Source organism: Paraburkholderia suaedae (assembly GCF_040812055.1).
Classification (GTDB): Bacteria; Pseudomonadota; Gammaproteobacteria; order Burkholderiales; family Burkholderiaceae; genus Paraburkholderia.
Genome location: NZ_JBFOAH010000009.1, coordinates 108,588 through 133,839 on the forward strand (window position 1 = coordinate 108,588; position 25,252 = coordinate 133,839).

The window sequence follows — 25,252 nt, forward strand, 5'->3', positions numbered from 1 at the left end:
ATATTTCTCGTATCGAGAGCAATCGAACGGAGTGCGTCCGGGGCGTGGCAGGTCGTGTTTGCGCAATAGGTTACGCTGTCCCGTCCGCTTCGCTCCGAAGATCTTCTGCGATAAATTCGACGAACGCGCGAATGCGATTGGACATCTGATGCCGTTGCGAATACACCGCGAAAATGTCCGCGTTCGGCGTATCGTGGTCGGGCAGTACGAGGACCAGTGAGCCATCGGCCAGATATTGCCTGATGTCCCACTCGGCCCGCATCAGGATGCCATGGCCCTCGAGCGCCCATTTCACGGCAATCTCACCATCGTTCGTCGTCAGCGTGCCATTGATCCGCACAGCTTCGGTTTTACGCGACGCGCCCCTACCGGAAGTCAAACGCCACACGCCATACGCCTGGTCGCCCTGGCGTATGCCGATGCAGTTGTGCCGCGTCAGATCGTGCGCCGTCATCGGCATGCCATGTGAAGCGAGATACGAAGGCGCCGCACACAGCAGCCGCCGATTGCCCGCGAGACGGCGCGCCACCACCCGCGTATCGGGCGGCTCACCGAACCGGATGCAGACGTCGAAGGTGTCGTCCGTCAGCGGCGGTGGCGTGACCGACAACTGGAGCTGCGCCGACACTTGCGGATATTTCGCCACGAAGCGCGAAATGGCGGGCGCCACATGACTGCGCCCGAAACCGAGCGTGGCATTCACCCGCAACAGTCCCTTCGGAGTTTTCTTCGCTGTTCCGAGCAGCTCGGCGAGTTCGTCGATCTCGTCGAGGATTCGCCGTGCGTGCTGCAGGTACAGATCGCCTTCCGGCGTGAGCATCATCCGGCGCGTCGTGCGGTTGATCAGCGCCACTCCCGCGCGCCTCTCCATCTGTGTCAGGCGTTTGCTGACGGCCGCTGGCGTGAGCCCCAGTTCCCGTGCCGCCGCGCTCAGGCTGCCCGAGGCGGCGAGCGTCGAGAAAAAGCTCAGATCGGATGGCTGGACGGTGTCGCGCATGGCTCCACCTGTGAATTAAAGTTAAAGATGCTTTGAGTTTAGCACCGGTTCTTGCGTCCGGAGACGTGTAGAGTCACTGAGACCCAAAATGTGTGAAGGACGCAGACATGAAAACCTATCGCATCGCGACCATCCCGGGCGACGGCATCGGCAAGGAAGTCGTACCCGCTGGCGCGCAAGTTCTCGAAGCCCTCGCCAGGACCACCAGGTCGTTCGCATTCGAATTCGAAAACTTCGACTGGGGCGGCGACTATTACCGCGAGCATGGCGTCATGATGCCGGCGGACGGCCTCGATGCGATCCGCAACAAGGACGCGATCCTGTTCGGCTCGGCCGGCGACCCGCATATTCCCGATCACATCACGTTGTGGGGCTTGCGCCTGAAAATCTGCCAGGGCTTCGACCAGTACGCGAACGTGCGTCCGACCCGCATCCTGCCGGGCATCGATGCACCGCTGAAGCGCTGCAAGCCGGAAGACCTGAACTGGGTCATCGTCCGCGAGAACTCGGAAGGCGAATATTCCGGCGTGGGCGGGCGGGTTCACCAGGGACACCCGATCGAAGCCGCAACGGACGTATCGCTCATGACCCGCGCGGGCGTCGAACGTATCATGCGTTTCGCGTTCCGCCTCGCGCAATCCCGTCCGCGCAAACTGCTGACCGTGATCACCAAGAGCAACGCGCAGCGTCACGCCATGGTCATGTGGGACGAGATCGCTCTCGAAGTCTCGAAGGAATTTCCGGACGTCAAGTGGGACAAGGAACTGGTCGACGCATCGACCGCCCGCATGATCAACCGCCCGGCCACGCTCGACACGATCGTCGCCACCAACCTGCACGCCGACATCCTCAGCGACCTGGCGGCCGCTCTCGCGGGCAGCCTCGGCATCGCACCGACCGGCAACATCGATCCCGAGCGTCGCTATCCGTCGATGTTCGAGCCCATCCACGGTTCCGCGTTCGACATCATGGGCAAGGGCCTCGCCAATCCGGTCGGCACTTTCTGGTCGGTCGTCATGCTGCTCGAGCACCTCGGTGAATTCGACGCGGCCAAACGCGTGATGCAGGCCGTCGAAGCGGTGACCGCCGATGCGTCGCTGCATACCGGCGATCTCGGCGGCACGGCCACGACCGCGCAGGTAACAGCGGCGGTTTGCGCGCTGATCGAGCAAGCGGCAGTGCCCGCTGGCAACGCGGCATAAGCCTCATTAGGGGCATCGGTGGAGCATGGTCTGCGCGGGCGGCCAGCGCGTGAACGTGGCCCGCACACACTCGAACCGGCTCGCGAACGCGGCATGCGTCCATCAGAGCGCCTGGAAAACAGCGACGCACAGGGCGCTTTGCAGGCGCTGGGCGACTCGGTCATCAGCGGGCTGACGCTGAGACACGAGTTCCGGCTATCGCGCGCTGCGCATGGCGGCGCGAACGGCCATGCGCACCGATCATCGGCATGACGCCGCAACGAGGCACGGCGCTTCGCCTCGCGCTGCCGTGGGGCGTTCATCCGGTGCTGTGCAAGGAGATCGTCGACCCGTACTGCGTTTCTAAAAAGAGCACTGCTCAAGCCTCCAAGGAGGAGACAATGATTTCCGATCTCGAAAGCCGGGTTTCCCGCAAGCTCATGCTGCGGATCATTCCGTTCGTCATGCTGCTGTATTTCGTGAGTTTTCTCGACCGCGTCAACGTGGGCTTCGCCGCGCTATCGATGAACAAAGCCATCGGCCTTTCGCCGACGGCCTTTGGTCTCGGCGGCGGACTGTTCTTTATCGGCTACTTCCTGTTCGAAGTGCCGTCGAACCTGATCCTTCACAAGGTCGGTGCGCGTCGGTGGATTGCCCGCGTGATGGTGTCGTGGGGGATCGTGTCGGCGGCGTCTGCGTTCGTCGTCGGTCCTAACAGCTTCTACGCGTTGCGCTTCATCCTGGGCATCGCCGAAGCAGGCTTCTTCCCTGGCATCATCCTGTATCTCAGCCTGTGGTTTCCATCGCGCCAGCGCGCGGTTGCAGCGGCATGGTTCATGGCCGCCGCGCCGATCTCGACGGCGATCGGCTCGCCGCTTTCCGGCGCGATCATGAAGCTCCCTCCGATCGCCGGACTGGCTGACTGGCAGATTCTTTATATTCTCGAAGCGGTGCCCGCGATCATCCTCGGTTTCTTTGTTCTCAAGTACCTCACGGATACGCCAGCGAAAGCGCAGTGGCTTGAACCGGAAGAGCGCGAATGGCTGATCGCGAAGCTGAAAATCGAAGCGGACGCGAAACAGTCGCATGCCGGCCATACCGCGGGTGCGCTCAGCGCGTTGCGCGATCCGCGGGTTCTGGCGCTTGCACTGATCTACTTCGGCACGTCGGCAGGGTTGTACACGCTCGGCCTGTGGGCGCCGCTGATCATCCGCCAATACGGATTCGGGTCGTTCGAGACGGGGCTGCTGGCAGGCGTACCAAGCATCCTCGCCGTGATTGCGATGATCGTGTGGGCAAAGCACTCGGACCGCACCGAAGAACGCACGTGGCACGTAGTCATCCCTTGTGTCGTCGCGTGCCTGGGATTCGTCTTTGCCGGTAACGCCACGACTGCCTTGATGATCATCCTGGCGCTGGTGATCGTGAACATCGGAATCAGCGCGGCCAAGGCGCCGTTGTGGGCGATGCCCAGCATGTTCCTGTCGGGTGCCGGTGCAGCGGCGGGCATCGCGATGATCAACTCGATCGGCAATCTGGGCGGCTTCGTCGGTCCCTTCGCAATCGGCTGGCTCAAGAATGTGACGGGCGGTTACTCGGCGGGATTGTATGTGGTCGGTGCGACGCTGGCGGTGTCTGCTGTCGTCACGTTGATGCTGAGCCGGCAATCGAAGCAGGCACCGGTCGCGGCGGGGGAGCGGCAGGGCCACTGAGCCTGGATGGGGCATCGCGCAGTGGAGTGTTGCGGAGGTGGGGGGCATAGGTGATGGCTCGCATGCGGCCGTTCGATGCATTGCCGACGGGCGTGTCTTTTTGGCCCGATTGCCGCGTGAGGCGATCGTCGGTGGCCCAACGCTTTTGACACGCACGGACTAGCTGCGGGACACGAGATGCCGCCAAAGCCGGCATCTTTACCCGGCGTGAGCTGAAGGAACCGAGCAGCGGCTTCATGCAGGGCTTCGGCTGTCGAATGTCTCTTGATGGGCCGGTTGTACCCGCTGACCTGGATATGAGAATGCCAGGCATGAGCGGGCTGGAAGTCGGGGCGGTTGATTTCCTTACAAAGTCACGCGACGAAGACGCGTTGATGCGCGCTGTTGACGCGGCACTTGCCAGGGCACATGTTCTTCGCAAGGAGGCGGAGGATGCGGCGAGCCTCCAGGCACGCCATCCATCGATGACGCCTTGTTTGAAGATATTTTTCGTTGGTCCGCGCTCAGAGAAGTGGCGCAACGTCGCACCATAAGCGAACTATTTTGCGCCCCCCTGCCGCTGCGCAACGTGCACAGGCCCGACTGGCAGAACGACGCTGAAGGTTGCTCCGAAGCCCTCGTTATTGGCGGCAGTGAGACGACCCTCATGAGCTTCGATAATCGAGCGCGACACCGCCAGTCCGATGCCCATCCCGTTGCTCTTGGTCGTGACGAATGCGTCGAATATGCTGTCGCCGCCGATGATGCCCGATCCGTTATCGATGACCTGCAGCAGCAGGAACCTGTCGTCGATTGAACATGCGGTAATTAAGATTCTTGGTGTGCGTCCAGAGTCTTCCGTGGCCTCTATCGCGTTCGTGATGAGGTTAAGAAGTACTTGCTGAATCTGGGTCTGATCGACAAACACCGGAGGCAGGCCAGCAGGCAAGTCGAGGTCGATGTCGATGTCGGTGGCATGCATGGTTTCGTCTTCTCGCAGGAGTCGTACGGCTTCGAGGACCAAGTCTTTCACGTTCCGATGCAGCTTCTGGAATGTCTGCCGCCTGAATAGTGCACGGATGCTTTGCATCTTCTCGTCAGCGGAACGGGCGTCGCGAACGACGCTTTCTACGGACGCCCTGGCTTCCGTCAAGTTTGGCGGATGCGCTGCGAGCCACCGCTTGCATGCCTGTGCATTAGCGATAACGGACGTGAGAGGTTGATTGAGTTCGTGTGCGATGGATGCCGAGAGCTCGGCCACCGTGGCAATCTGGTTTGCACGGGTGAGGTCGGCTTGGGTCTGTCTGAGTCGGTCTTCTGCACGCTTTGATTCGTCAATATCAAGACTGACGCCATACCATTGGACAATGTTGCCATCGGCGTCTCTCATCGCTTCAGCCGTGTGCTGGTGCCACCGGTAAACCCCGTCCTTTCGGCGAAGCCTGGCAACGTGGCTGTAGGGTTCGCCACTCTCGACCGAGTGTCTCCACGCTTGTACCAGGCTGTTCAGGTCGTCAGAGTGAATGGCCTTCCTAAAGCGGAGCTTCGTGAGCTGCGAAATACTCAGGCCAACAAATTCGGCTGTTTTCCGATTGATGTAAGTGAGTTCCCCTCTTGGATCATTGCACCAGAGCATGGCGGGGATCGTCTCGATGAGCTCTCGTAGCTGGCGCTCTCTTTGTTCGAGCGCCGCTTCTATTCGCTTGAGGCCGTTGATGTCCATACATACGCCGTACCAGTAGAGAACCTGCTCGCTTTCGTCCCTAAACGGTTCGCCGCGGGTGGCTTCTCTCTCACCGGATGTCAATGCCTGTTGCTCCCCAAGAGGAGGCAAAACAGCCCGAAATCGGTTCAAGTGTCACTGCCACTCCTGACGCACCTGATATGGCGACGCGAAGAGCAACGTTCCGAGACGAGCGTGGTATCAACGCGGTAAGCATGTCAACCTCGGAGTTCGTTGGCGCATACAGAGTAAGACTTTGAATTCGCCGCCTGATGGTGGTTTTTTCAGGCGCAACGATTTCTTGTTCGCTAGTCGGTCGTGATGTGTAGTCGTTTAATTCGTGCAGGAGTTAACGGGTCCTCTGGTGCGAGCCAGAGAGCGCGGAATGGAGGACATGCGTCGGCTTCCGGCAGCTGCAGGATTAGCCTTCTGTGAAATGCAGTTTTGAAGAACATAGTCGAACGCATACTATTCAAGCTTTTCGAGCGCGCACCAACAGTTTCCAATCAGCCCAGTGAGGCGAAGCAATACCCTACAACTTCGAATTCGATGCGACATTACATAATCATGTAATGCTAAACACGCTATCTGTGGTTCCGGACTGCGGTTTCGATGTCTACAATTTTTCGTCGGCGCGCCCACCGGGGAGACCATTCCAGCGGTCTATCGGAGACTGACTCTATCGAGGTTACGGCTTTGTGAGGCGCCGTGGCAGGAAGAGCAGACCGGCGCAGAAACCGCAAAGCTACGACTGCGGATTGGACAGCACTCGCTTGTACGGCGCGAACATCTTCATCCACGAGCCGTGGCTGGTTGAACTGTCGTCGTGTGCCGCTGGTGTCACTATAAGCACCAGCACGGCGATCACAAAGATCACGAGGCCAGATAGCCACCAGAATGCTCGGAGCAAACGCCCACCTGGGTTGGGCGAAACTGGCCCGCATTCGCTGCTTTGCGGCGTAAGGCCCGCGACTACGGCAACTCGCTCAACATTCGGGCATTGGACCGGAAACAGTTCTGCTGGTGCGCGGTCGCCCGTGTTGGGTAGTGTGAGATGGCGAGCGCCGAAGATGCATGGACTGGCGCATCAACCGTCGCTCAGTGCCCACGGCGCTGCAGCAAGGATCTCGGCCAGATAATCAAGCAAGGCCGTCACGCGGGCCGGGCGCAGGATGCCCGGCGGTGTGACGAGGTTGACGTAGATCTGGGGGATATGCCAGTCGCGCAAAACTTCTACCAGATCGCCGCGCTCGAGCTCATCGCTAACGATGAACTCTGGTTGCAGCGCGAGCCCCTGCCCGGCAAGCAGCGCCGGACCGATCACGTCCGCGTTGTTGCTCCGGATTCTGCCACGCACGGGCACCGCGTAGGTGCTGCCCGATATATGGGTGAACTGCCAGAGTTCGGGACTCGGCAAGTTCGTATAGACCAGGCATTCATGCTGTGCAAGGTCGCGGGGATGTGCAGGTCGCCCGTGGCGATCCAGATAGGCGGGCGCGGCCACGAGTGGCCGGCGTACCGCACAGAGCCTTCGCGAGCGCAGCGAGGAGTCGCTTAGTTCTGCGATGCGGATCGCCACGTCGAGGCCGGCTGCGACCACGTCGACCACGCGATCGGTGAGCGCCAGGTCGATGTCAACTTCCGGGTAGCGCGCGAGAAACGCGGGAATCAGTGGCGCCAGATACTTGACTCCAAACGACATTGGCGCAGTAACGCGCACCGTACCTTGCGGGGTCAGCGCTTGCGCGGACGCTTCCGCTTCCACCGCTTTGCCCTCGCTCAGGATGCGACTCGCACGCTCGCGGGCCATCTCGCCAGTTGGCGTCAAGGAAAGCCGGCGCGACGTTCGATAGAGCAGCGCCGTGCCGAGCCGCTGCTCCAGCCGGGAAATCGCTTTTGACACAGTGGGCTGCGATACGCCGACGGCTTCAGCAGCCTTGGCGAACGAGCCGGTGTCCGCGACATGGGCAAAGATCGCCCACGCTTCGAGATCGGGAAGTGTTTGCATGAACTCTGGAATGGATGCTATTCCATTTATTCTATTCCGTTACGCGTGCGGCTCTAATAAGATCGCGGCAACGGTGCCGGGCAAGCAGCGGTCAAGTTCAGCCAGTTGCGAATAGCGGCTTCGTCACTCGTCTGCGGGTGCGCTGCGCGACGATGCGGGATTGGCGCGAACTGCGGATGCCATGTGTTCCCTCTACCTAGCCCAGGAATTCAATGCCGCAAGCTCAAGCCAAGCCCGGAAATCTGCCGCTTTCCCCGTCCGACCATGCGCTGAGTTTCATCGACTACCCGTCTCAGATGGCGTTCGCCACGAAGTCGGACATTGGCAGCCGTTAGTCAGGCCAGGAAGGGCTTTGACCTAATGAGGGGGGGCTATGGGATCCGCAAGCGAATTGGTGTACGTGGTCGACGACGAGAGATGCGTGCGAGAGGGACTCGCAGCACTGTTGCGTGCAAGCGGAAGGGCGGTCCAGACATTCAACTCTGGCGAAGCGTTTTTGGACACACCGCATCGAAATGTCGTTGCATGCCTGATCCTGGATATGAGAATGCCAGGCATGAACGGGCTGGAAGTCCAGAAGCTTGTCAGCAGGGACTCGCAGATTCCCGTTATTTTCATTGCCGCAAGTGCAGATGTGCCGTCAACGGTCCTGGCCATGAAGGGCGGGGCGGTTGATTTCCTTACAAAGCCACCCGACGAAGACGCGTTGATGCGCGCTGTTGACGCGGCACTTGCCAGAGCACACGTTCTTCGCAAGGAGGCGGAGGATGCGGCGAGCCTCCAGGCACGCTATCAAACGCTGACGCCTCGTCAGCGGGAGCTTATGCCGTTGCTCGTAAGCGGCCTGCTCAACAAGCAGGTGGCAGCAAACCTTGGCATCACTGAATATACGGTGCAGATACATCGCGGACAGATAATGCGGAAAATGCGGGCGGATTCATTTGCTACTCTCGTCAGGCAGGCGAACAAACTGCGACTGGAAATCTCGTCGACGACCTGATGTACGGCGTCACCAGCGAGCGGCTGTATCGGGAGCGAAGCGGCCGCACGGACGTCCGGTTGAACTGACGAACGAATGGCGCTTTCTCGGCGCCTTCAGACGCTCCATTGTGGGCCTATACGAAAAACCCGGCGACTCGCGAATACATACCGTTATCAGGAGAGCCAGCCAGGCCTGCGTGCTACGCAGGGAAAACGCTTGCCAACGAGCCAGGAATCGATGTCGACCGGCCGTTCCTGGCCGGTCCTTGCCTCACGTCGACCAGATCCGCAAAGGCACCGCCGCGACGCCATGCACGAGCGGTCGCAACTGCATCCAGCAGCACGTCAACGCATGCTGCAAGGTTTCCATCGAGCGCGACACCGCGCGCACCAGCAGCACTCCCTGCGTCACACAAGACGCGGCCGCGCGCAGCGAATCGTCGAACGGCAGTTGCGCGGTCAGCGACTCGGCCAGCGCGTCGTCGCAGGCCGCGCCCACGGCCCACAGCGTGCCGTAGGCGGGAAAGCCGGCCAGCCCCTGGGCCGCGTCGCGCAGCGGATCTTTCGCGTCCAGGCTCGCGCGTTCGAGCCACAGCAATTCGCCGCGCGCCCCGACGATGCGCGACACCGCGCGCAACCGGCCCGCCGACCAGCGTTCGCCCGCCGCTTGCCGGCCGAGTTGCGTGGCATCCCAGCCGATCGCGGTGGCGCCTTCTGCCAGCGTCAGCGAGAAGTTCAGGTGCGCATGCGCGTCGTCGAACACGATATTGTTTTGCGGCAGCCAGTCGAGCTTCGCCTGCTCGCCGACGCGCACGGCGATCCGCTGATGCGCGCCGTGGCCATTGGACTTGTACCACTTGGTCGCGCCGGGCGTGGTGATGACGGCATGCGCCAGAGCGCCGACAGCGACGTCGATATCCAGCTCATCGCCGCCCGCGATGCCGCCGGGCGGATGCACGATCACCGCGTGGCAGATCGGACGGCCTTCGGGATAGAGCGGGCGTTGCACGCGCAACGGCCCGTGATGCAGCCGGTGAACGAGCGTCGTGCGCTCGCTCTGTTTGGCGAAACCCAGTTCGAGACGCGCGCGCCATGACGCATGCGCGGCGGGTTGCGTCGCAGTTTGCGCATTGGCGAGCGCGGCGTGATGTTCGTGAAGCGACATGCGAATGAACGGCGTGCGAGCGACGTGTGGAATATGAGAGCGGGCAGAGTTCGCGGCCGCGAAACAAGCGCAAGCAGGTGCAAATCAAGCGCACGCTGCGCCGCCCAAAGGATGCGGCGAGAATAGCACGCCCTTACGCGTGCCCGTCACCCAGCGAATGAACGACAGTCAAACTGCAATCAAGCCCCGCACGCCATCGCTGTCCATGTTCGCGCCTTCGCCGCCCGCGACGACTTCGCCGCGGCTCATCACCCAGTAGCGATCGGCGATGTCCTTCGCGAAGTCGTAGTACTGCTCGACGAGCAGCACCGTCATGCCCATTTCGTCGACCAGTTGACGCAGCGTGCGGCCGATGTCCTGAATGATCGACGGCTGGATGCCTTCAGTCGGTTCGTCGAGAATCAGCAATTGCGGATCGCTCATCAGCGCGCGGCCAATTGCGAGCTGTTGCTGCTGGCCGCCCGACAGATCGCCGCCGCGCCGGCTGCGCATATCCTTCAGAACGGGGAACAACTCATAGATGCGCTCGGGGATTTTCTTCGGCGCTTTCTTGCTGGCTGCACCGACCAGCAGGTTTTCCTCGACGCTTAGCCGTGGAAAGATATCGCGGCCTTGCGGCACATACGCGAGTCCGTGCTCGACGCGCGAGTACGTCGGCAACTTGCCGATCGGCGTGCCGCGCCATGCGATCGAGCCGCTCTTCGTCTGCACCACGCCCATCAGGCACCGCAGCAGCGTGGTCTTGCCGACGCCGTTGCGGCCCAGCAGCACGGTGAGCTTGCCGTCGGGCACGGTCAGCTTCACGTCGCGCAGAATGTGGCTGCCGCCGTAGTACTGGTTGAGGTTCTCGACTTCCAGCATATGCGCTATATCCGTTCAAATCTTCGATTCATCGACCCACTCATCGACCGAGATAAGACTCGATCACCGTCTCGTCCTGCTTGACTTCGTCGAGCGTGCCGTGCGCAAGCACGCGTCCTTCTGCCATCACCGTGACCTTGCCCGCATCGCCGGACAACGCGGCCACAAACTCCATGTCATGTTCGACGACCATCATCGAGCAGGTGCCGCGCAGGTGATTGAGCAACTCGGCCAACTGCATGGTTTCGTCGTCGGTCATGCCGGCGGCCGGTTCGTCGAGCAGCAGCAACGCAGGTTGCTGCATCAGCAGCATGCCGATTTCGAGCCGCTGCTTCTGTCCATGCGAAAGCTCGCCGGCCGAGCGTCGCGCTTCGCTCTCCAGACCGATCAGCGCGAGCGTTTCCTCGATACGCGCCTGCGCCTGACGATCGAGGCGCGCCCGCAACGAAGCCCACCAGCGCTTGTCGGTCTTCATCGCGAGTTCGAGGTTTTCCCACACGGGATGCTGCTCGAACACGGTCGGCTTCTGGAACTTGCGGCCAATGCCCGCCTGTGCGATGGTCGGCTCGTTCATCCGCGTGAGGTCGATCGACTGGCCGAGAAAGACTTTGCCGGAGTCCGGCGCGGTCTTGCCGGTAATGACGTCCATCATCGTCGTCTTGCCGGCGCCGTTCGGGCCGATGATGCAGCGCAACTCGCCGGCATCGATCGTGAGCGACAGCGCGTTCAACGCGCGAAAGCCGTCGAAGCTCACCGTCACGTCTTCGAGGTACAGAATCGTTCCGTGCGAAGTGTCGATCTCGCCGGGCACCACCGCGTGCCCCATGCTCGCGACGCCGCTCAGCGCATGTTCACTGGGCGCTCGAGGTAAAGCCAGGTCGGGAACCCTCGGGTTTTCGTTCATCGGCGGTTGCTCCTGCGGGCCACGAGTTCGATCAGTCCCATGATGCCGTTGGGCAGCAGCAGGGGAACCAGCACGAAGATCAGACCCAGAAAGAACAACCAGTATTCAGGGAAATGCGCCGTAAAGACGCTCTTCGCGCCGTTCACCGCGAACGCGCCGATGATCGGTCCAATCAGCGTGCCGCGTCCGCCCACGGCGACCCAGATCGCCATCTCGATCGAATTGCCCGGCGACATCTCGCCGGGATTGATGATGCCGACCTGCGGCACGTACAACGCACCGGCGATTCCACATAACACCGCCGAGACGGTCCATACGAACAGCTTGTACGCGAGCGGGCTATAGCCGAGGAACATCAGACGTGTTTCGCCGTCGCGCACGGCCGTGACCACGCGGCCGAGCTTCGACGTGACGATCGCGCGCGCGCCGATGAACGCGACGATCAGTACTGCGAAGGTGATCAGCAGCAGCGCGGTACGCGTGCCCGGCTGCGTGATCGGAAAGCCGCCGATACGCTTGAAGTCGGTGAAGCCGTTATTGCCGCCGAAACCCGTTTCGTTGCGATAGAACAGCAGCATCGCGGCGAACGTCATCGCCTGTGTGATGATCGACAGATACACGCCCTTCACGCGCGAGCGGAACGTGAAGAAGCCGAACACCCACGCGATCACCGCCGGCACCAGCACCACCAGCAGCAGCGCGTAGCCGAGATGCTCGGTGCCTTGCCAGTACCACGGCAGCCGATGCCAGTCGAGGAACACCATGAAGTCGGGCAGGTCGCTGCCGTACTTGCCGTCATGGCCGATCGCGCGCATCAGATACATTCCGATCGCGTAGCCGCCCAACGCAAAGAACAGAGCGTGACCGAGGCTCAGAATGCCGCAGTAGCCCCACACGAGGTCGAGTGCGAGCGCGGCGATCGCGTAGCACATGAACTTGCCGGCGATCGTCATCGCGTAGGCCGATAGATGCAGCGCGCTGGTTTCCGGCACCACCAGCGTGGCGAACGGTACGCCGAGCCCGAACGCGACGATCAGCGCAATCAGCGCGAGCCATGCGCGCCGCGACAGCAGTGCGGGACGCGGCGGCAAGCCGAGCGCGAAGCCGGACGGGAGCCCGCGTGCCGATGCCGCGCTGCCGCTGCCCGTCGCGCCGACTACAGCCGAGGAGGCCGACGCGGCCGACGAGCCCGACCCGGCCGATGCGGTTGTCGATGAAGTAGCGGAAGTCATCTCAAGCCTCCGCGCTGCGGCCCTTGAGGGCGAACATGCCCTGCGGACGCTTCTGGATGAAAAGCACGATCAGCACGAGCACGGCGATCTTCGCGAGCACGGCGCCCCAGAACGGTTCGATCGCCTTGCTGACGAGCCCCAGCCCGAAGCCGCCGATAACAGTGCCGGCGAGTTGGCCGACACCTCCCAGCACGACGGCCATGAAGGAATCGATGATGTAGCTCTGGCCGAGGTCCGGTCCGACATTGCCGATCTGCGACAGCGCACAGCCGCCCAGACCCGCGATGCCCGCGCCGAACGCGAACGCGTACGAATCGACCCGTGCGGTTTTGACGCCGACGCATGCGGCCATCCGGCGGTTCTGCGTGACCGCGCGCACAAATAGGCCGAGGCGCGTCCTGGTCAGCACGGCCCACGCGATGGCGACCACGATCAGCGAGAACGCGAGAATCGCCAGCCGGTTGTACGGCAGGATCAGATTGGGCAGCACGCTCACGCCGCCGCTCATCCACGCCGGGTTGACCACCTGCACGTTTTGCGCGCCGAACAGCATGCGCGTCGCCTGGATCAGGATCAGACTGACGCCGAAGGTGGTGAGCAGCGTTTCGAGCGGGCGGCCGTACAGGTGCTTGAGCACCACCCGTTCGAGCACGAGGCCCACCAGCCCCGCGGCCGCAAACGATGCCGGCACCGCGAGGAGCGGATACCAGTCGAACGCGCCGGGTGCGAAGCGCAGAAAGAGGTTCTGCACGACATAGGTGGCGTACGCGCCGATCATCAGGAATTCGCCGTGCGCCATGTTGATCACGCCGATCAGTCCATACGTGATCGCAAGGCCGAGCGCCGCGAGCAGCAGCACGCTGCCGAGCGACAAGCCGGCGAACAGCGTGCCGGCGATCTGGCTGCGGCGCTGGATTGCCTCGAGTTCGTCGATGCCGCTTTGCGCGGCGGCGCGCACCCGGGAGTCGGCTTCGACGAAGCTGCCGTCCGCTTTCTTCGCGACCAGCGGCCGCAGCAGTTCGTTCATGTCGAGATCGTGCCGCGCCGCGACCAGTTGCACGGCTTCGAGGCGTCTGGCCGGATCGGCGTCGTGCAAGGCGGTCATCGCCCACAGCGTGTCGAGGCGCTTTTTCAACGCCGGATCGGTCTCCTTCGCGCGGGCCGCGTCGACGAGCGGCTTGGTCGCCGGATCGGGGCTTTGCAACAGCGACGCGATCGCGGCTTCGCGGGTCGCGCGCTCGGGCGAGCTCAGTTGCAAGCCGGCGAGCGCACCCGCCACTTTGGAGCGCAGCAGGTTGTTCAGCGTGACCGGCTGCGCGTCGCCGGCGGCCACGGTTTTGCCGGTGACGGCGTCGCGCGCGGTGTCGCCGTCTTGCAGCAGCACGGCGCCTGCGTCGGTGGCGAGCGCGCTGTCGTCGGACAGCGCCTTGAGCACTGCGAGCGATTCCTTGTCGTGATTGGCGATCAGCTTGTCGATCGCGGCGGATTTGGCGTCGAAGTCGTCGCCGGCGAGCGGCGCCACATCGGCGGGGACCAGTGCGAATGCGGCCAGCGGCACGCTGGCGAGCAACACGAGCGTCGCGCCGGCAATGCTACGTTGTACGAAGCGTTGCGCCGTGTGCGCCGATCCTGCGAGACCTGGGAGTCGTGCGGACATAAGCAATGAAAACGCCATGATGGCCTTTGAAGATAAACCGTCGGGTTGCGCAGGCACGCAACCTCCTTCACGGAAGGAACCCACGGCACGCCGAACGCCCGACGCGCGTCGGGCGCGAGCGGCGAGCCGTGCGATCACGCCGGCTCGCTACGCGGCAAAGCGGCCGCGTGTGCTAAGTGAGCCGTACTGTCAGGCGACGCGCGAGCGCTTCAGGAACGCCGGAATCGAACTGACCACGTCCGGCTTGCCCGAATTGCCGGCGATGAACGGGCTCCAGGGCTGCGCGCGGACCGCGGTTTTGGTGCGCCACACGACGTTGAACTGGCCGTCGGCACGCACTTCGCCGATCATCACGGGCTTGTGCAGATGGTGATTGCCGTCCATCTCCAGTGTGAAGCCCGACGGCGCGGCGAAGCTCTGGCCGATCATCGCCACGCGCACCTTGTCCACTTCGGTGCTCTTCGCTTTCTCGACGGCCTGCTTCCACATGTGGATGCCAACGAACGTCGCTTCCATCGGGTCGTTGGTCACGCGCTTCGTGCCGCCTGGCAGATTGTTGTCCTTGACCCAGGCGGCCCACTGTTTCTTGAACTTCTCGTTGGACGGGTTGCGCAGCGACATGAAGTAGTTCCAGGCTGCGAGGTTGCCGACCAGCGGCTTGGTGTCGATGCCGCGCAGTTCCTCTTCGCCGACCGAGAACGCGACCACCGGCACGTCCGATGCCTTCAGCCCCTGGTTGCCCAGTTCCTTGTAGAACGGCACGTTCGAATCGCCGTTCACCGTCGAGATCACCGCGGTTTTGCCGCCTTGCGAGAAGGTCTTGATGTTCGCGACGATGGTCTGATAGTCGCTGTGGCCGAACGGTGTGTAGACCTCCTGAATATCGGCCGCCTGAACGCCCTTGGATGTCAGGAATGCGCGCAGGATCTTGTTGGTCGTGCGCGGATACACATAGTCCGTGCCCAGCAGAAAGAAGCGTTTCGCGCCGCCGCCTTCCGCGCTCATCAGATATTCCGTCGCGGGGATCGCCTGCTGATTCGGCGCTGCGCCCGTGTAGAACACGTTGCGCGACATTTCCTCGCCCTCGTACTGCACCGGATAGAACAGCAGCCCGTTTAGTTCCTCGAACACCGGTAGCACCGATTTACGCGACACCGAAGTCCAGCAGCCGAACACCGCCGCGCACTTGTCCTGCGTGATCAGCTGGCGCGCTTTCTCGGCGAACAGCGGCCAGTTCGACGCAGGATCGACCACCACGGGCTGAATTTGACGGCCCAGCACGCCGCCGCTTTTATTGATGTCCGCGATGGTCATCAACGCGGTGTCCTTGAGCGAGGTTTCGGAGATGGCCATGGTGCCCGACAGCGAATGCAGGATCCCCACCTTGATCGGACCGCTGCTGGACTGCGCATCGGCGAACGGCACGCGACCCGCCAGCGCCAGTGCGCCGGACATGGAACCGAACTTCAACAGACTGCGACGTTTCATGTGTATCCCCTTGCCATTGATGTGACTGTTTGTGGGCGTCAATTTGTGCCAGCACGGTTCGTCCCGCATGACTTGCCGCTTGTGTACTGCAAGTGATATGCCATGCGGGAAGTTCGATCCGGAATATGCGCATTGCGCGCCGCGGCGCGCCTCGCGGGGCTGGTCGGGGGCGTGGCGCGCGGTGCAGAAGTGGTGCAGGGTCGCCGCCGACGCCTCGTTCGGGTGCGGGCCGCGCCGCAACGAAGCGCGCGCGTGCGGCGGCGGCCATCGACGGTGCATGGCCGCCGCGCGTTTGTGCATGCGCCGCGCTGTGCCTACACTGAGGTGATGGGCAGCAGCGAGTGGGTTGCATGCGACCGCCTTGCATACGACAGGAGACAAGACATGAATGAGAGCATGGGCATCAATCCACCCGATATGGCGGCTTTCTGGATGCCCTTCACCGCGAACCGTCAGTTCAAAAGCGCGCCCCGCCTGCTGGCAAGCGCGAAGGGGATGTACTACACGACGCACGACGGCCGGCGCATCCTCGATGGCACCGCCGGCCTGTGGTGCGTCAACGCGGGCCATTGCCGTGACGAGATCGTCGCGGCGGTGCAGGCACAGGCCGCGGAAATGGACTTCGCGCCGACGTTTCAGATGGGACACCCCAAGGCCTTCGAGGCTGCCACCAAAATCGCCCGTCATACGCCCGGCGATCTGAAGCACATCTTTTTTGTGAACTCGGGCTCGGAGGCGGTCGATACCGCGCTGAAGATCGCCCTCGCTTATCACCGCGCGCGGGGCGAAGGGCAACGCATTCGGTTGATCGGCCGTGAGCGCGGCTATCACGGCGTCGGCTTCGGGGGAATTTCGGTGGGCGGCATCGCGCCTAACCGAAAGGCGTTTTCAGGTGGACTGCTGCCGGCGGTCGATCACTTGCCGCATACGCTCAATATCAAGGAGGCGGCGTTTTCGAAGGGACAGCCGGCATGGGGCGCGCATCTTGCCGACGAACTCGAACGGCTTGTCACGCTGCACGATGCGTCGACGATTGCCGCGGTCATTGTCGAGCCAGTGGCCGGATCAACCGGTGTGCTGATTCCGCCGCAAGGCTACTTGCAACGCTTGCGCGAGATTTGCGACAGGCACGGCATCCTGCTGATCTTCGACGAAGTGATCACCGGGTGGGGGCGCCTGGGCACGCCGTTCGCCGCGCAGTACTTCGGCGTCACGCCCGATCTGTTGACGATGGCCAAGGGCACCAACAACGCGGCGGCGCCGATGGGCGCGGTCGCGGCGAGCGCGAAGATTCACGACGCGATTGTCGGCGGGGCGCCTGCGGGCATCGAACTGTTCCACGGCTACACCTATTCGGGACATCCGATTGCGGCTGCCGCCGCCTGCGCGACGATCGATCTGTACGAGCGTGAGCAACTGTTCGAACGGGCCGCGCAGATGGCGCCACTGTTCGAGAACGCGATTCACAAGCTGCGCGGCGAACGGCACGTGATCGACGTGCGCAATCTCGGGCTGGTGGGCGGCGTGGAGCTGGAGCCGCGCGCGGGTGCGCCGGGCGCGCGTGCTTACGACGTGTTCGTGCGCTGCTTCGAGAAGGGGGTGCTCACGCGTTACACGGGAGACATTCTGGCCTTTTCGCCGCCGTTGATCGTCGAGGAGTCGCAAATCGATGAGATCTTTGCGACGGTCGCGGAGGTGTTGAGAGCGACGGAGTAGGACGGGCCCGTTGCCAGCGTTTTGCGCGTGCATTGCCGGTGGCTGTTGTTTGTGCGCCTATGGTTTGGTTTTGGCTTGTATCTGGTTTGCTTCCGCTTCGCGCGGTGCCTGGTCGCGGGTCACGGGCGTTTTGCGCGTGCCTGGCTGTTTGAACGGCGCGAGGCTGCCTCGTTCGGAGGCGGCCTCTTTGACATCGACCGGCGCTGGAGCTTTGCCGATCAGAAGGCGATGAACGGTCCGGTGTCCTTGCCGATCGTCGAGTTGCTGAGTGCGGTGTAGACGCTGCGTCCGTAAAAGAACGGCAGACCCCAAAGGAACGTGCCGTACATCGGCGAGCCGAGGCTGTCATAGGCGGCGTACTGGTTGGCTAGCAACGACGCACCATTGCCTAGCGAAAACGGCACGGTGACCGGCGCCGACGCACCAGTCGCGCCGGTCAGAATCGCCGACAGGCTGAGCGTGGTGGTCGGCACGAACCAGTCCCCCGAATAAAGCACCGTGTAGTCGGTGAAGAAATTCGCGTTAGAGCCGCTGTCGATTGCGCTCAGGTATTGGCTGCCCTTGTACGTGGTCGTGAAATAGCCGTCCTGGGTGAGCGAGAGCACGTTGGCATTCGGCGGCAGCGCATTGTTCGACTGCGTGCCGATGCCGAATACCAGATCGCCCGTCGCGCTGGTCTGGCCGCCCGGCGGCAAGGCGGGCAGACGGATGACCGTGCCGTTGTTATCCGACGTGAAGTCGGCGACCGGGTTCATCACCTGAATGTCGAGCGGAACGCGCGTACTCGTGCAGGACGTAGCAGACGTGCAGTAGTAATACGCTGCCGGTAGGACGGATGTCGCCGCTGCCGCATAGTCGCGCCGCGCCGGCGAAATGCCAACTATGCCATCCGCGCCCATCGCGGCAACCGTGTTCAGGTCGTTGCCACCGCGCGACGCACAGGCCGACGGCGTCGAGTACCTGCCGTCGGCGATGACCTGAATCGGCAGATTGCCGGCTACCTTGCTGCCGATCGTCACGTCCGCGCGTTTGATGGCGCCCCACGTATAGCCGGAGTTGAACTGCGCACATTCCGCGATTGGGGCGTTACCCGTCGGATCGTCGGTGGCGCCGGTTTGCGACGGCAGGCCGCCGGCCAACGCCGCGCCCAGAGCGCTGCCGAGCACACGCACGCCGACCGAGCCGGTGTCGACCTGCATGTGATCGACGGTCGCGCATTGATTGGCCCCCTGGCTGCCAGGGATGCAAATCGTGACGCTCACGTATGGGACATTGACGAAGGTCGTGAACCGTTCGACGGTGATTCTGGCTGTGTTGGTGGCGGGAGAAGGAGTTGGCGTTGGGGTTGGCGTTGGGGTTGGTGTTGGTGTTGGCGTTGGCGTTGGCGTTGGCGTTGGGGTTGGTGTTGGCGTTGGCGTTGGCGTTGGTGTTGGTGTTGGTGTTGGTGTTGGTGTTGGTGTCGGTATCGGTGTCGGTGTTGGACTTGGGGTTGGATTTGGACTTGGGGTTGGCGTCGGCGTTGGGGTGGGCCTGGGGGTCGGCGTTGGACTTGGGGTTGGGGTCGGGCTTGGGCTTGGCGTTGGTGTTGGACTCGGGGTTGGTGTTGGACTCGGACCTGAGCTAACACCAGGACCTGTGCCAGGGCTCCCGCTCGGCCCCGGGCTTGGACTCGGTGTCTTACCTTGCGTTTGAGCGCCATTTGCGCCGGGACCCGGCGCGGGCGCCGCCGGCTTATCGCTATTGTTCGCCACGGTAGCACTGCCATCGTCGCCGCCACCGCCGCAGGCGGACAGCGCGACGCCGGCGCTCACAAGCGCGCAGCAAAGCTTCTTGTTGAGAGTCGTCATTGTGTTGTTATTCGATGAATCCACGCGCCGCTTCATTGCAGATTCTCCATGCGGACATTGGCGGGAACGAGGCGCGGCAGATAGGCCTTGCCGAAGAAGTAGCCGGTATGGCCGGCCGACTCGATGTGGAAGTCGCCGTTGTGCTGGACCATGGGTCCGATGCCGCGCGCGCGGCCATCGCTGGCACTCACGAAGTTCGCGAAGTAGCTGCCGAGCAGCTCGCTCATGTCCGGGCGCACCGGACCGTGCCACGTGACGGCGAACACCACGTTGGTTGGCAGCACATATTCGCGGATGGTCACACCGTCGACGTCGTTCGCCTCGCGCATCGTGTACTGCGCCGGCGCAGGCGTAGTCGCCGCCGCCGCGCCAGCCGCAGGGCCGGGCGTCGCCGCCTGTAGCGAGGACCGCGCCGCCGCCACGGTGTGTGTCCGGGTCGCCGGCGCCGCGCCCAACGTCGCGTAGCACGCGAGCGGCGCCAGGGCGGCGATCGCCAGCGCGAGCTTGATAAGTCTCATCCGATGCTCCAGAAAACAGGTCGGAGCATGGTGCCCGCGCGCCGTTATCAGGAGCAGAGGAAAAGTCTGAATAGAAGACGGGAAACGGCGCAAGCCGGCGCTAACTGCGCGTGGACAAATGCCGTCGAGGCTGGCGTCAGATCGCGATGAACGGCCCGGTGGGCCGGCCCATCGTAGGGGTGCCGGCTAGGGTAAGGAGTCGGAGGATGGCTCGCGCGTCATTGCGACGCGGCGTTTAATAGGTCGGAACGGAGGGGTCGACCTGACGCGACCATGCGTCGATGCCGCCTTGCAGATTGAACACGTTGGTATGGCCGCGCGATTCGAGGAACATCGCGACCTGCGCGCTGCGCGCGCCGTGATGGCAGACGCAGACGATCTGCGCGTCGTCATCGAGTTCTTCGCTGCGCGCGGGGATCTCACGCATCGGGATCGACACGGCGCCGGCGATCGACGCGGTTTGCAATTCCCACGGCTCGCGCACGTCGAGCAGTACAGGTGCGGGGCGCGAGGTGTCGGCGAGCCATTCGGCGAGCGCGGGAGCGGTCAGATTTTGCATCAGCGGACATCCAGTTCAAAGGACGGCCCGATGCGGGCCGTCCGGATCGACATGTCGACGTATCGACATACGACGTATGGCTTAAAACTTGAAGCGCGGCGGTTGCACGGCGTTGATCAGCGGTTCGACGTAGGTTTCGAACACGTCGGCGATGCGGAACTGCTTGTCGTCGATACGCGTGATGATTTGCGCCTTCATGACCGGCGCGGTGCCGACGAATGCCGCGAGGCGCCCGCCGATCTTCAGCTGTTCGAGGATTTCCTGGGGCAGCACCGGCAGGCCGCCCGACACGCAAATCACGTCATAGGGCGCAGCACCGGGCCAGCCGCGCGATGCGTCGCCGGTGGCGACTTCGGCGTTGAGCACGCCATTGGCGATCAGGTTGCTGCGAGCCAGCTCGGCCAGTTCCGGTTCGATATCCACCGTCAGCACATGCTGCGCGCGATGCGCGAGCAGTGCCGCCATATAACCCGAGCCCGCGCCGACTTCCAGCACGCTTTCGTGTTTCTTCACAACGAGTTCCTGCAGCACGCGCGCTTCGATGCGCGGTGCCAGCATGTGCTGACCGGCTGGCAGCGGCACTTCGAAGTCGACGAAGGCCAGCTCGCGGTAGACCGCAGGGACGAAGTTTTCACGTTTGACGACCGACAGCAGATTCAGCACGTCCTGGTCGAGCACCTCCCAGGGGCGGATCTGCTGTTCGATCATGTTGAAACGCGCTTGCTCGATGTTCATGATGGATTCGGCGGTTTGGTTTGGCGAGTGGGCGGCAGTTCGACGAAGCGTTCGACGATGCGCTGGATTGCGTTCGCAAATGCCGCCATTGACTTTTTTGCCTCCGGCGGACAGCTTCCCGAAGCTCGCCCGAACCTCGCGAACGAGACTCCAACGATTCGGGCCGCAAGCAGCGCCAAGGTAACTGCGGGATTGTACCAAATGGCGGGGGCCAGCCGTGCCGCTGCGGGCACGGGGCCCGGGCCGGCCGTGGCCAGCCGCGGCAGCGACATCTCCGGTTCGCGCGCCCTTCGCGCCGCACCGCCGCCCGACCCCGTATTAATCCCTAGCGATTCGTCCTTGCGATTCCGGCTTGCATCGCCCAAGAATGTAATCGATTACATTCTCCCCACGCGAGGTCACTTGTCCAGATCGTCGTTCAAGGCGCCTGCAGCGGCAGTGTCCAACCCGGCTTCCCCACCGGGAGGCGTGCCGCAGCGCGTCGCCGCAGCCTCGTCGATCGCCGGCGTCGCACGGCAGGCGGGGGTGTCCGTGGCGACGGTGTCGCGCGTGCTGAACGGCCATGAGAACGTGCGGCCCGCCACGCGTGACAAGGTGCTCGCCGCGGTCGACGAGAGCGGCTATCGCGTCAACGAACTCGCGCGCAATCTGCGCACCTCCGAAAGCCGGCTGCTGCTCACCATGGTGCCGGACGTCGGCAATCCGTTTTACGCGGAGATCGTGCGCGGCATCGACAGCGTCGCGCGTCAACACGGCTACTTCATGCTGCTGTGCGACACCGGCGCCGACCCCGGCCGCGAGCGCAGCTACTTCGACCTGCTGCGCCGCCGCCGCGCGGACGGCGCGATCTGCCTCGACCCGGCCACCATCCAGCAGGCGTTCGGCGGCGAGTCCGGCGCGCTGCCGTGGGTCGCTTGCTGCGAGTTCGATCCGGCGGTCGGCGTGCCGTACGTGGGAATCGACAACTACCGCGCCGCCGGCGACGCCGTGCGCCACCTGCTCGCGCGCGGGCACCGGCGCATCGGGCTGATCAACTCGGACGTCGACTACCTGTACGCGCAGCAGCGTCAGCAAGGCTATCTCGACGCGCTCACCGAAGCGGGCATCGCGCCCGATTCGCGCTGGCGGATGAACCTGAACAGCCTCGACTATGAGGCGGGCGCGTCGGCGGCGGTCGCGTTGACCGAGCAATCGCGCGCGCCCAGCGCGATCTTCGCGGTCTCCGACACGTTGGCGATCGGCGTGATCCACGGCTTGCGCAGCCTGGGCAAGCAGGTGCCGGACGATGTCGCGGTGGTCGGCTTCGACGACATTTCGCTTGCCGCGCAGATCGACCCGCCGCTCACCACCATCGCGCAGCCGATGCGCGAGCTGGGCGAAACCGCCGCGCGTCTGTTGTTGCAGCGTCTGGCGAATCCGTTGGCGAACGTGCCGGGCGTGCTGCTGCCGCATCGGCTCGTGATTCGCGGGAGCGCTTGACGCATGAGCCTCGCCATCCGTTTCGACGACATCCGCAAAGACTTCGGCCCCGTGCGCGTGCTGCACGGCGTGAGTTTCGAGTTGACGCCCGGTCGCATCTACGGTCTGCTCGGCGAGAACGGCGCGGGCAAATCGACGCTGATGAAAATTCTCGCCGGCTACGAAACCGCGACTTCAGGCACCTTGCTGGTCGAGGGCCGCGAGCAGCAGTTCGCCGGTTCGCGCGAAGCCGAAGCGCAGGGCATCGTGCTGATCCATCAGGAGTTCAACCTTGCCGAGCACCTGACGATCGCGCAGAACATGTACCTCGGCCACGAAAAGCGGCGCGGCTGGTTTCTCGACGACGCCGCGATGCGCGCCGAGGCCGCGCGTTATCTCGCTCAGGTCGGGCTGGAGAAAGCGCCGGACACGCGGGTGCGCGAGCTGATCGTCGCGGAGAAGCAGATGGTGGAGATCGCGAAGGCGCTGTCGCGCCGCGCGCGCTTGCTGATCATGGACGAGCCGACCGCCACGCTGACGCCGTCGGAGACCGAGCGGCTCTTCACGCTGATGGCGAAGCTCAAGGCCGACGGCGTGACCATCGTCTACATCTCGCACAAGCTGGATGAAGTCGAGCGCATCACCGACGAAGTGATCGTGATGCGCGACGGCCGCTTCGTCGCGCGCAGCGAGACGGCGGCGCTCGCGCGTCAGCAGATGGCGAACCTGATGGTCGGGCGCGACGTGTCGGACATGTTCCCCGACAAGCTCACCGTGCCCGCCGACGCGCCGCTCGCGTTGCAGGTCGAAGGCCTTGCCGTGCCCGGCTGGGTAGACGAGCTCAGCTTCGACGTGCGCGCGGGCGAGGTGCTGGGCTTCGCGGGCCTCGTCGGCGCGGGCCGCACCGAGGCCTTCGAAGCGCTCATCGGCCTGCGCAAGCGCACTGCGGGGCGCATCGAGATCGGCGGCCGGCGCGCTGATCTCAAGAGCCCGCGCGAAGCGATGCGCCACGGCCTCACGTATCTCAGCGAGGACCGCAAGGGCAAGGGCCTGCACGTGGATCTGAGCCTGCAGGACAACGTGACGCTGATGACGCTCGAACGCTACGCGCATCCGCTGCTCGACATGAAGGCGGGACGCGCGGCGTTGACGAAGGCGGTCGGCGAATTCGGCATCCGCACCGGCGACCTGTCGAGCCGCGCGCGCATGCTCTCCGGCGGCAACCAGCAGAAGCTCGCGCTCGCCAAGTTCCTGCAGCCCGATCCGAACGTGATCGTGCTCGACGAGCCGACGCGCGGCGTCGATGTCGGCGCCAAACGCGACATCTATTTCCTGATTCATCGGCTCGCCGCGCAAGGCCGCGCAGTGATCGTCATTTCATCCGAACTGATCGAGCTGATCGGCTTGTGCCACCGCGTCGCCGTGATGCGCGCGGGACGCCTGCAGGCCACGCTGACACTCGAGCATCTCACCGAAGAGGAGTTGATCGCTCATGCGACCGGCACCCACTGAAGCCGTGCAATCCGGCCGCGCGCTGCGCTTCGCGCATCGACTGTACGCGCTCGGGCCGCTCGTCGGGCTGATTCTGCTGTGCATCGCCGGCACGTTGCTGAACCGCGACTTCGCGACGCTCGACAACCTGATGAACGTGCTCACGCGCACGTCGTTCATCGGCATCATCGCGGTCGGCATGACCTTCGTGATCATTTCGGGCGGCATCGATCTGTCGGTCGGGTCTATGGCGGCGCTGATCGCGGGCAGCATGATCTGGCTGATGAACGGGCTTGCGGCGAGTGGCGCCGGCCACGCGTTGGCGCCGCTGATGATCGTGGCGATCGGCATCGTCGCGGCGCTCCTGCTCGGCGGGCTGTTCGGCTGCGCGCACGGCCTGTTGATCACCAAAGGACGCATCGAGCCGTTCATCGTCACGCTGGGCACGCTCGGAATCTTTCGGGCGGTGCTCACGTGGCTCGCCGACGGCGGCGCACTGACGCTGGATAATTCGTTGTCCGATCTATATGGGCCGGTGTACTACGCGAGCCTGTTCGGCGTGCCGGTGCCGATCTGGGTGTTTCTCGTCGTCGCGGCGGGCGGCGCGCTGATCCTCAATCGCACCACCTTCGGCAGACATGTGCAGGCGATCGGCTCCAACGAACAGGTCGCGCGCTATGCGGCGATTCGCGTCGATACGGTGAAGATCGTCACCTATGTGCTGCTCGGCATCTGCGTGGGCGTGGCCACCGTGCTCTACGTGCCGCGGCTCGGCTCGGCCACGCCGACCACCGGCCTCTTGTGGGAGCTGGAGGCCATCGCGTCGGTGGTGGTCGGCGGCACGGCGCTCAAGGGCGGCGAAGGACGCGTGATCGGCACGGTGATCGGCGCGATCCTGTTGTCGGTGATCGCCAACATTCTGAATCTGACCAGCATCATCAGCGTGTATCTGAACGCGGCGGTGCAGGGCGTGGTGATCATCTTCGTCGCGTTCGTGCAGCGCGGGCGGCGGTAGGGTCAGCGCTTCACATCGCAATAAC

At 63.6% G+C, this 25,252-nt stretch carries 23 protein-coding genes and 1 pseudogene; 10 read left to right on the forward strand and 14 right to left on the reverse strand.

Going from position 1 to position 25,252, the window contains the following annotated elements; all coding sequences use genetic code 11:
• Positions 1-70: 70 nt before the first annotated feature.
• Complete coding sequence (locus ABQJ48_RS15020; RefSeq protein ID WP_367838799.1) at positions 71-997, reverse strand: LysR substrate-binding domain-containing protein; 927 nt, start codon at positions 995-997, stop codon at positions 71-73.
• Between the two features lie 107 nt (positions 998-1,104).
• On the opposite strand from ABQJ48_RS15020, the gene ABQJ48_RS15025 reads away from it, so the two are divergent.
• From ABQJ48_RS15025 to ABQJ48_RS15035, 3 genes are all read left to right on the forward strand, one after another.
• Complete coding sequence (locus ABQJ48_RS15025) at positions 1,105-2,199, forward strand: tartrate dehydrogenase (RefSeq protein WP_367838800.1); 1,095 nt, start codon at positions 1,105-1,107, stop codon at positions 2,197-2,199.
• 380 nt (positions 2,200-2,579) lie between these two features.
• Positions 2,580-3,890 (forward strand): MFS transporter, encoded by a 1,311-nt coding sequence (locus ABQJ48_RS15030; RefSeq protein WP_367838902.1) that lies wholly within the window; start codon positions 2,580-2,582, stop codon positions 3,888-3,890.
• 236 nt (positions 3,891-4,126) lie between these two features.
• A complete protein-coding gene (locus tag ABQJ48_RS15035; protein WP_367838801.1) occupies positions 4,127-4,423 on the forward strand; it encodes a response regulator transcription factor in 297 nt (98 codons plus the stop codon).
• Positions 4,424-4,428: 5 nt separating this feature from the next.
• On the opposite strand, the gene ABQJ48_RS15040 is transcribed toward ABQJ48_RS15035, so the two are convergent.
• From ABQJ48_RS15040 to ABQJ48_RS15050, 3 genes are all read right to left on the reverse strand, one after another.
• A complete protein-coding gene (locus ABQJ48_RS15040; protein ID WP_367838802.1) occupies positions 4,429-5,592 on the reverse strand; it encodes a sensor histidine kinase in 1,164 nt (387 codons plus the stop codon).
• A 745-nt stretch (positions 5,593-6,337) separates the two neighbouring features.
• Positions 6,338-6,502: a hypothetical protein gene (locus tag ABQJ48_RS15045; protein ID WP_367838803.1), complete on the reverse strand. Its 165-nt coding sequence runs from the start codon at positions 6,500-6,502 to the stop codon at positions 6,338-6,340.
• Between the two features lie 177 nt (positions 6,503-6,679).
• The gene (locus ABQJ48_RS15050) at positions 6,680-7,600 is read right to left on the reverse strand and encodes a LysR family transcriptional regulator (protein WP_367838804.1); all 921 of its coding nucleotides are present in this window, start codon (positions 7,598-7,600) and stop codon (positions 6,680-6,682) included.
• A 212-nt stretch (positions 7,601-7,812) separates the two neighbouring features.
• Here ABQJ48_RS15050 and ABQJ48_RS15055 point away from each other — a divergent pair, with 212 nt between their 5' ends.
• Entirely contained in the window at positions 7,813-7,935 is a 123-nt protein-coding gene (locus ABQJ48_RS15055; protein WP_367838805.1) for a hypothetical protein, read from the forward strand.
• 38 nt (positions 7,936-7,973) lie between these two features.
• A complete protein-coding gene (locus ABQJ48_RS15060) occupies positions 7,974-8,600 on the forward strand; it encodes a response regulator transcription factor (protein ID WP_367838806.1) in 627 nt (208 codons plus the stop codon).
• 252 nt (positions 8,601-8,852) lie between these two features.
• Here ABQJ48_RS15060 and ABQJ48_RS15065 read toward each other — a convergent pair whose 3' ends face one another.
• The 6 genes from ABQJ48_RS15065 to urtA all read right to left on the reverse strand — a co-directional run bounded on the left by ABQJ48_RS15065 (position 8,853) and on the right by urtA (position 15,888).
• The gene (locus ABQJ48_RS15065; RefSeq protein ID WP_367838807.1) at positions 8,853-9,746 is read right to left on the reverse strand and encodes an urease accessory protein UreD; all 894 of its coding nucleotides are present in this window, start codon (positions 9,744-9,746) and stop codon (positions 8,853-8,855) included.
• 168 nt (positions 9,747-9,914) lie between these two features.
• Positions 9,915-10,607 (reverse strand): urea ABC transporter ATP-binding subunit UrtE, encoded by a 693-nt coding sequence (gene urtE, locus ABQJ48_RS15070; RefSeq protein ID WP_367838808.1) that lies wholly within the window; start codon positions 10,605-10,607, stop codon positions 9,915-9,917.
• Positions 10,608-10,647: 40 nt separating this feature from the next.
• Complete coding sequence (urtD, locus tag ABQJ48_RS15075) at positions 10,648-11,511, reverse strand: urea ABC transporter ATP-binding protein UrtD (RefSeq protein ID WP_367838809.1); 864 nt, start codon at positions 11,509-11,511, stop codon at positions 10,648-10,650.
• Complete coding sequence (gene urtC / locus ABQJ48_RS15080) at positions 11,508-12,743, reverse strand: urea ABC transporter permease subunit UrtC (RefSeq protein ID WP_367838810.1); 1,236 nt, start codon at positions 12,741-12,743, stop codon at positions 11,508-11,510. Before urtC ends, urtD begins: the two co-directional genes overlap by 4 nt.
• A gap of 1 nt (position 12,744) precedes the next feature.
• Positions 12,745-14,418, reverse strand: coding sequence for an urea ABC transporter permease subunit UrtB (urtB, locus tag ABQJ48_RS15085; RefSeq protein ID WP_473094139.1), 1,674 nt, complete (start codon positions 14,416-14,418; stop codon positions 12,745-12,747).
• Between the two features lie 171 nt (positions 14,419-14,589).
• Entirely contained in the window at positions 14,590-15,888 is a 1,299-nt protein-coding gene (gene urtA, locus ABQJ48_RS15090; protein WP_367838812.1) for an urea ABC transporter substrate-binding protein, read from the reverse strand.
• Positions 15,889-16,272: 384 nt separating this feature from the next.
• Between urtA and aptA the strand changes: the two genes are divergently transcribed.
• Positions 16,273-17,604 carry an omega-aminotransferase AptA gene (gene aptA, locus ABQJ48_RS15095; RefSeq protein ID WP_367838813.1) on the forward strand — a complete coding sequence of 444 codons (1,332 nt, stop codon included), beginning with the start codon at positions 16,273-16,275 and terminating at the stop codon, positions 17,602-17,604.
• Between the two features lie 218 nt (positions 17,605-17,822).
• On the opposite strand, the pseudogene ABQJ48_RS15100 reads toward aptA, so the two are convergent.
• Positions 17,823-18,914: pseudogene (locus ABQJ48_RS15100) on the reverse strand (DUF3443 family protein); the annotation flags it as partial.
• A 29-nt stretch (positions 18,915-18,943) separates the two neighbouring features.
• On the opposite strand from ABQJ48_RS15100, the gene ABQJ48_RS15105 reads away from it, so the two are divergent.
• Positions 18,944-19,228, forward strand: coding sequence for a hypothetical protein (locus tag ABQJ48_RS15105; protein WP_367838908.1), 285 nt, complete (start codon positions 18,944-18,946; stop codon positions 19,226-19,228).
• 255 nt (positions 19,229-19,483) lie between these two features.
• Here the strand turns inward: ABQJ48_RS15105 and ABQJ48_RS15110 are convergent, their stop codons facing one another.
• From ABQJ48_RS15110 to ABQJ48_RS15120, 3 genes are all read right to left on the reverse strand, one after another.
• Positions 19,484-19,969 (reverse strand): DUF2844 domain-containing protein, encoded by a 486-nt coding sequence (locus ABQJ48_RS15110; RefSeq protein ID WP_367838814.1) that lies wholly within the window; start codon positions 19,967-19,969, stop codon positions 19,484-19,486.
• Positions 19,970-20,204: 235 nt separating this feature from the next.
• Positions 20,205-20,528, reverse strand: a complete 324-nt coding sequence (locus ABQJ48_RS15115) for a rhodanese-like domain-containing protein (RefSeq protein WP_121316736.1) — start codon at positions 20,526-20,528, stop codon at positions 20,205-20,207.
• Between the two features lie 81 nt (positions 20,529-20,609).
• The gene (locus ABQJ48_RS15120; RefSeq protein WP_367838815.1) at positions 20,610-21,263 is read right to left on the reverse strand and encodes a protein-L-isoaspartate O-methyltransferase family protein; all 654 of its coding nucleotides are present in this window, start codon (positions 21,261-21,263) and stop codon (positions 20,610-20,612) included.
• Positions 21,264-21,665: 402 nt separating this feature from the next.
• Between ABQJ48_RS15120 and ABQJ48_RS15125 the strand changes: the two genes are divergently transcribed.
• From ABQJ48_RS15125 to ABQJ48_RS15135, 3 genes are read left to right on the forward strand one after another with little or no spacing between them, the layout of a single operon-like run.
• Positions 21,666-22,742 (forward strand): LacI family DNA-binding transcriptional regulator, encoded by a 1,077-nt coding sequence (locus ABQJ48_RS15125; protein WP_473094138.1) that lies wholly within the window; start codon positions 21,666-21,668, stop codon positions 22,740-22,742.
• Between the two features lie 3 nt (positions 22,743-22,745).
• Positions 22,746-24,233, forward strand: coding sequence for a sugar ABC transporter ATP-binding protein (locus tag ABQJ48_RS15130; RefSeq protein WP_367838816.1), 1,488 nt, complete (start codon positions 22,746-22,748; stop codon positions 24,231-24,233).
• Positions 24,214-25,227 carry an ABC transporter permease gene (locus ABQJ48_RS15135; protein ID WP_367838817.1) on the forward strand — a complete coding sequence of 338 codons (1,014 nt, stop codon included), beginning with the start codon at positions 24,214-24,216 and terminating at the stop codon, positions 25,225-25,227. Before ABQJ48_RS15130 ends, ABQJ48_RS15135 begins: the two co-directional genes overlap by 20 nt.
• Positions 25,228-25,252: the final 25 nt, after the last annotated feature.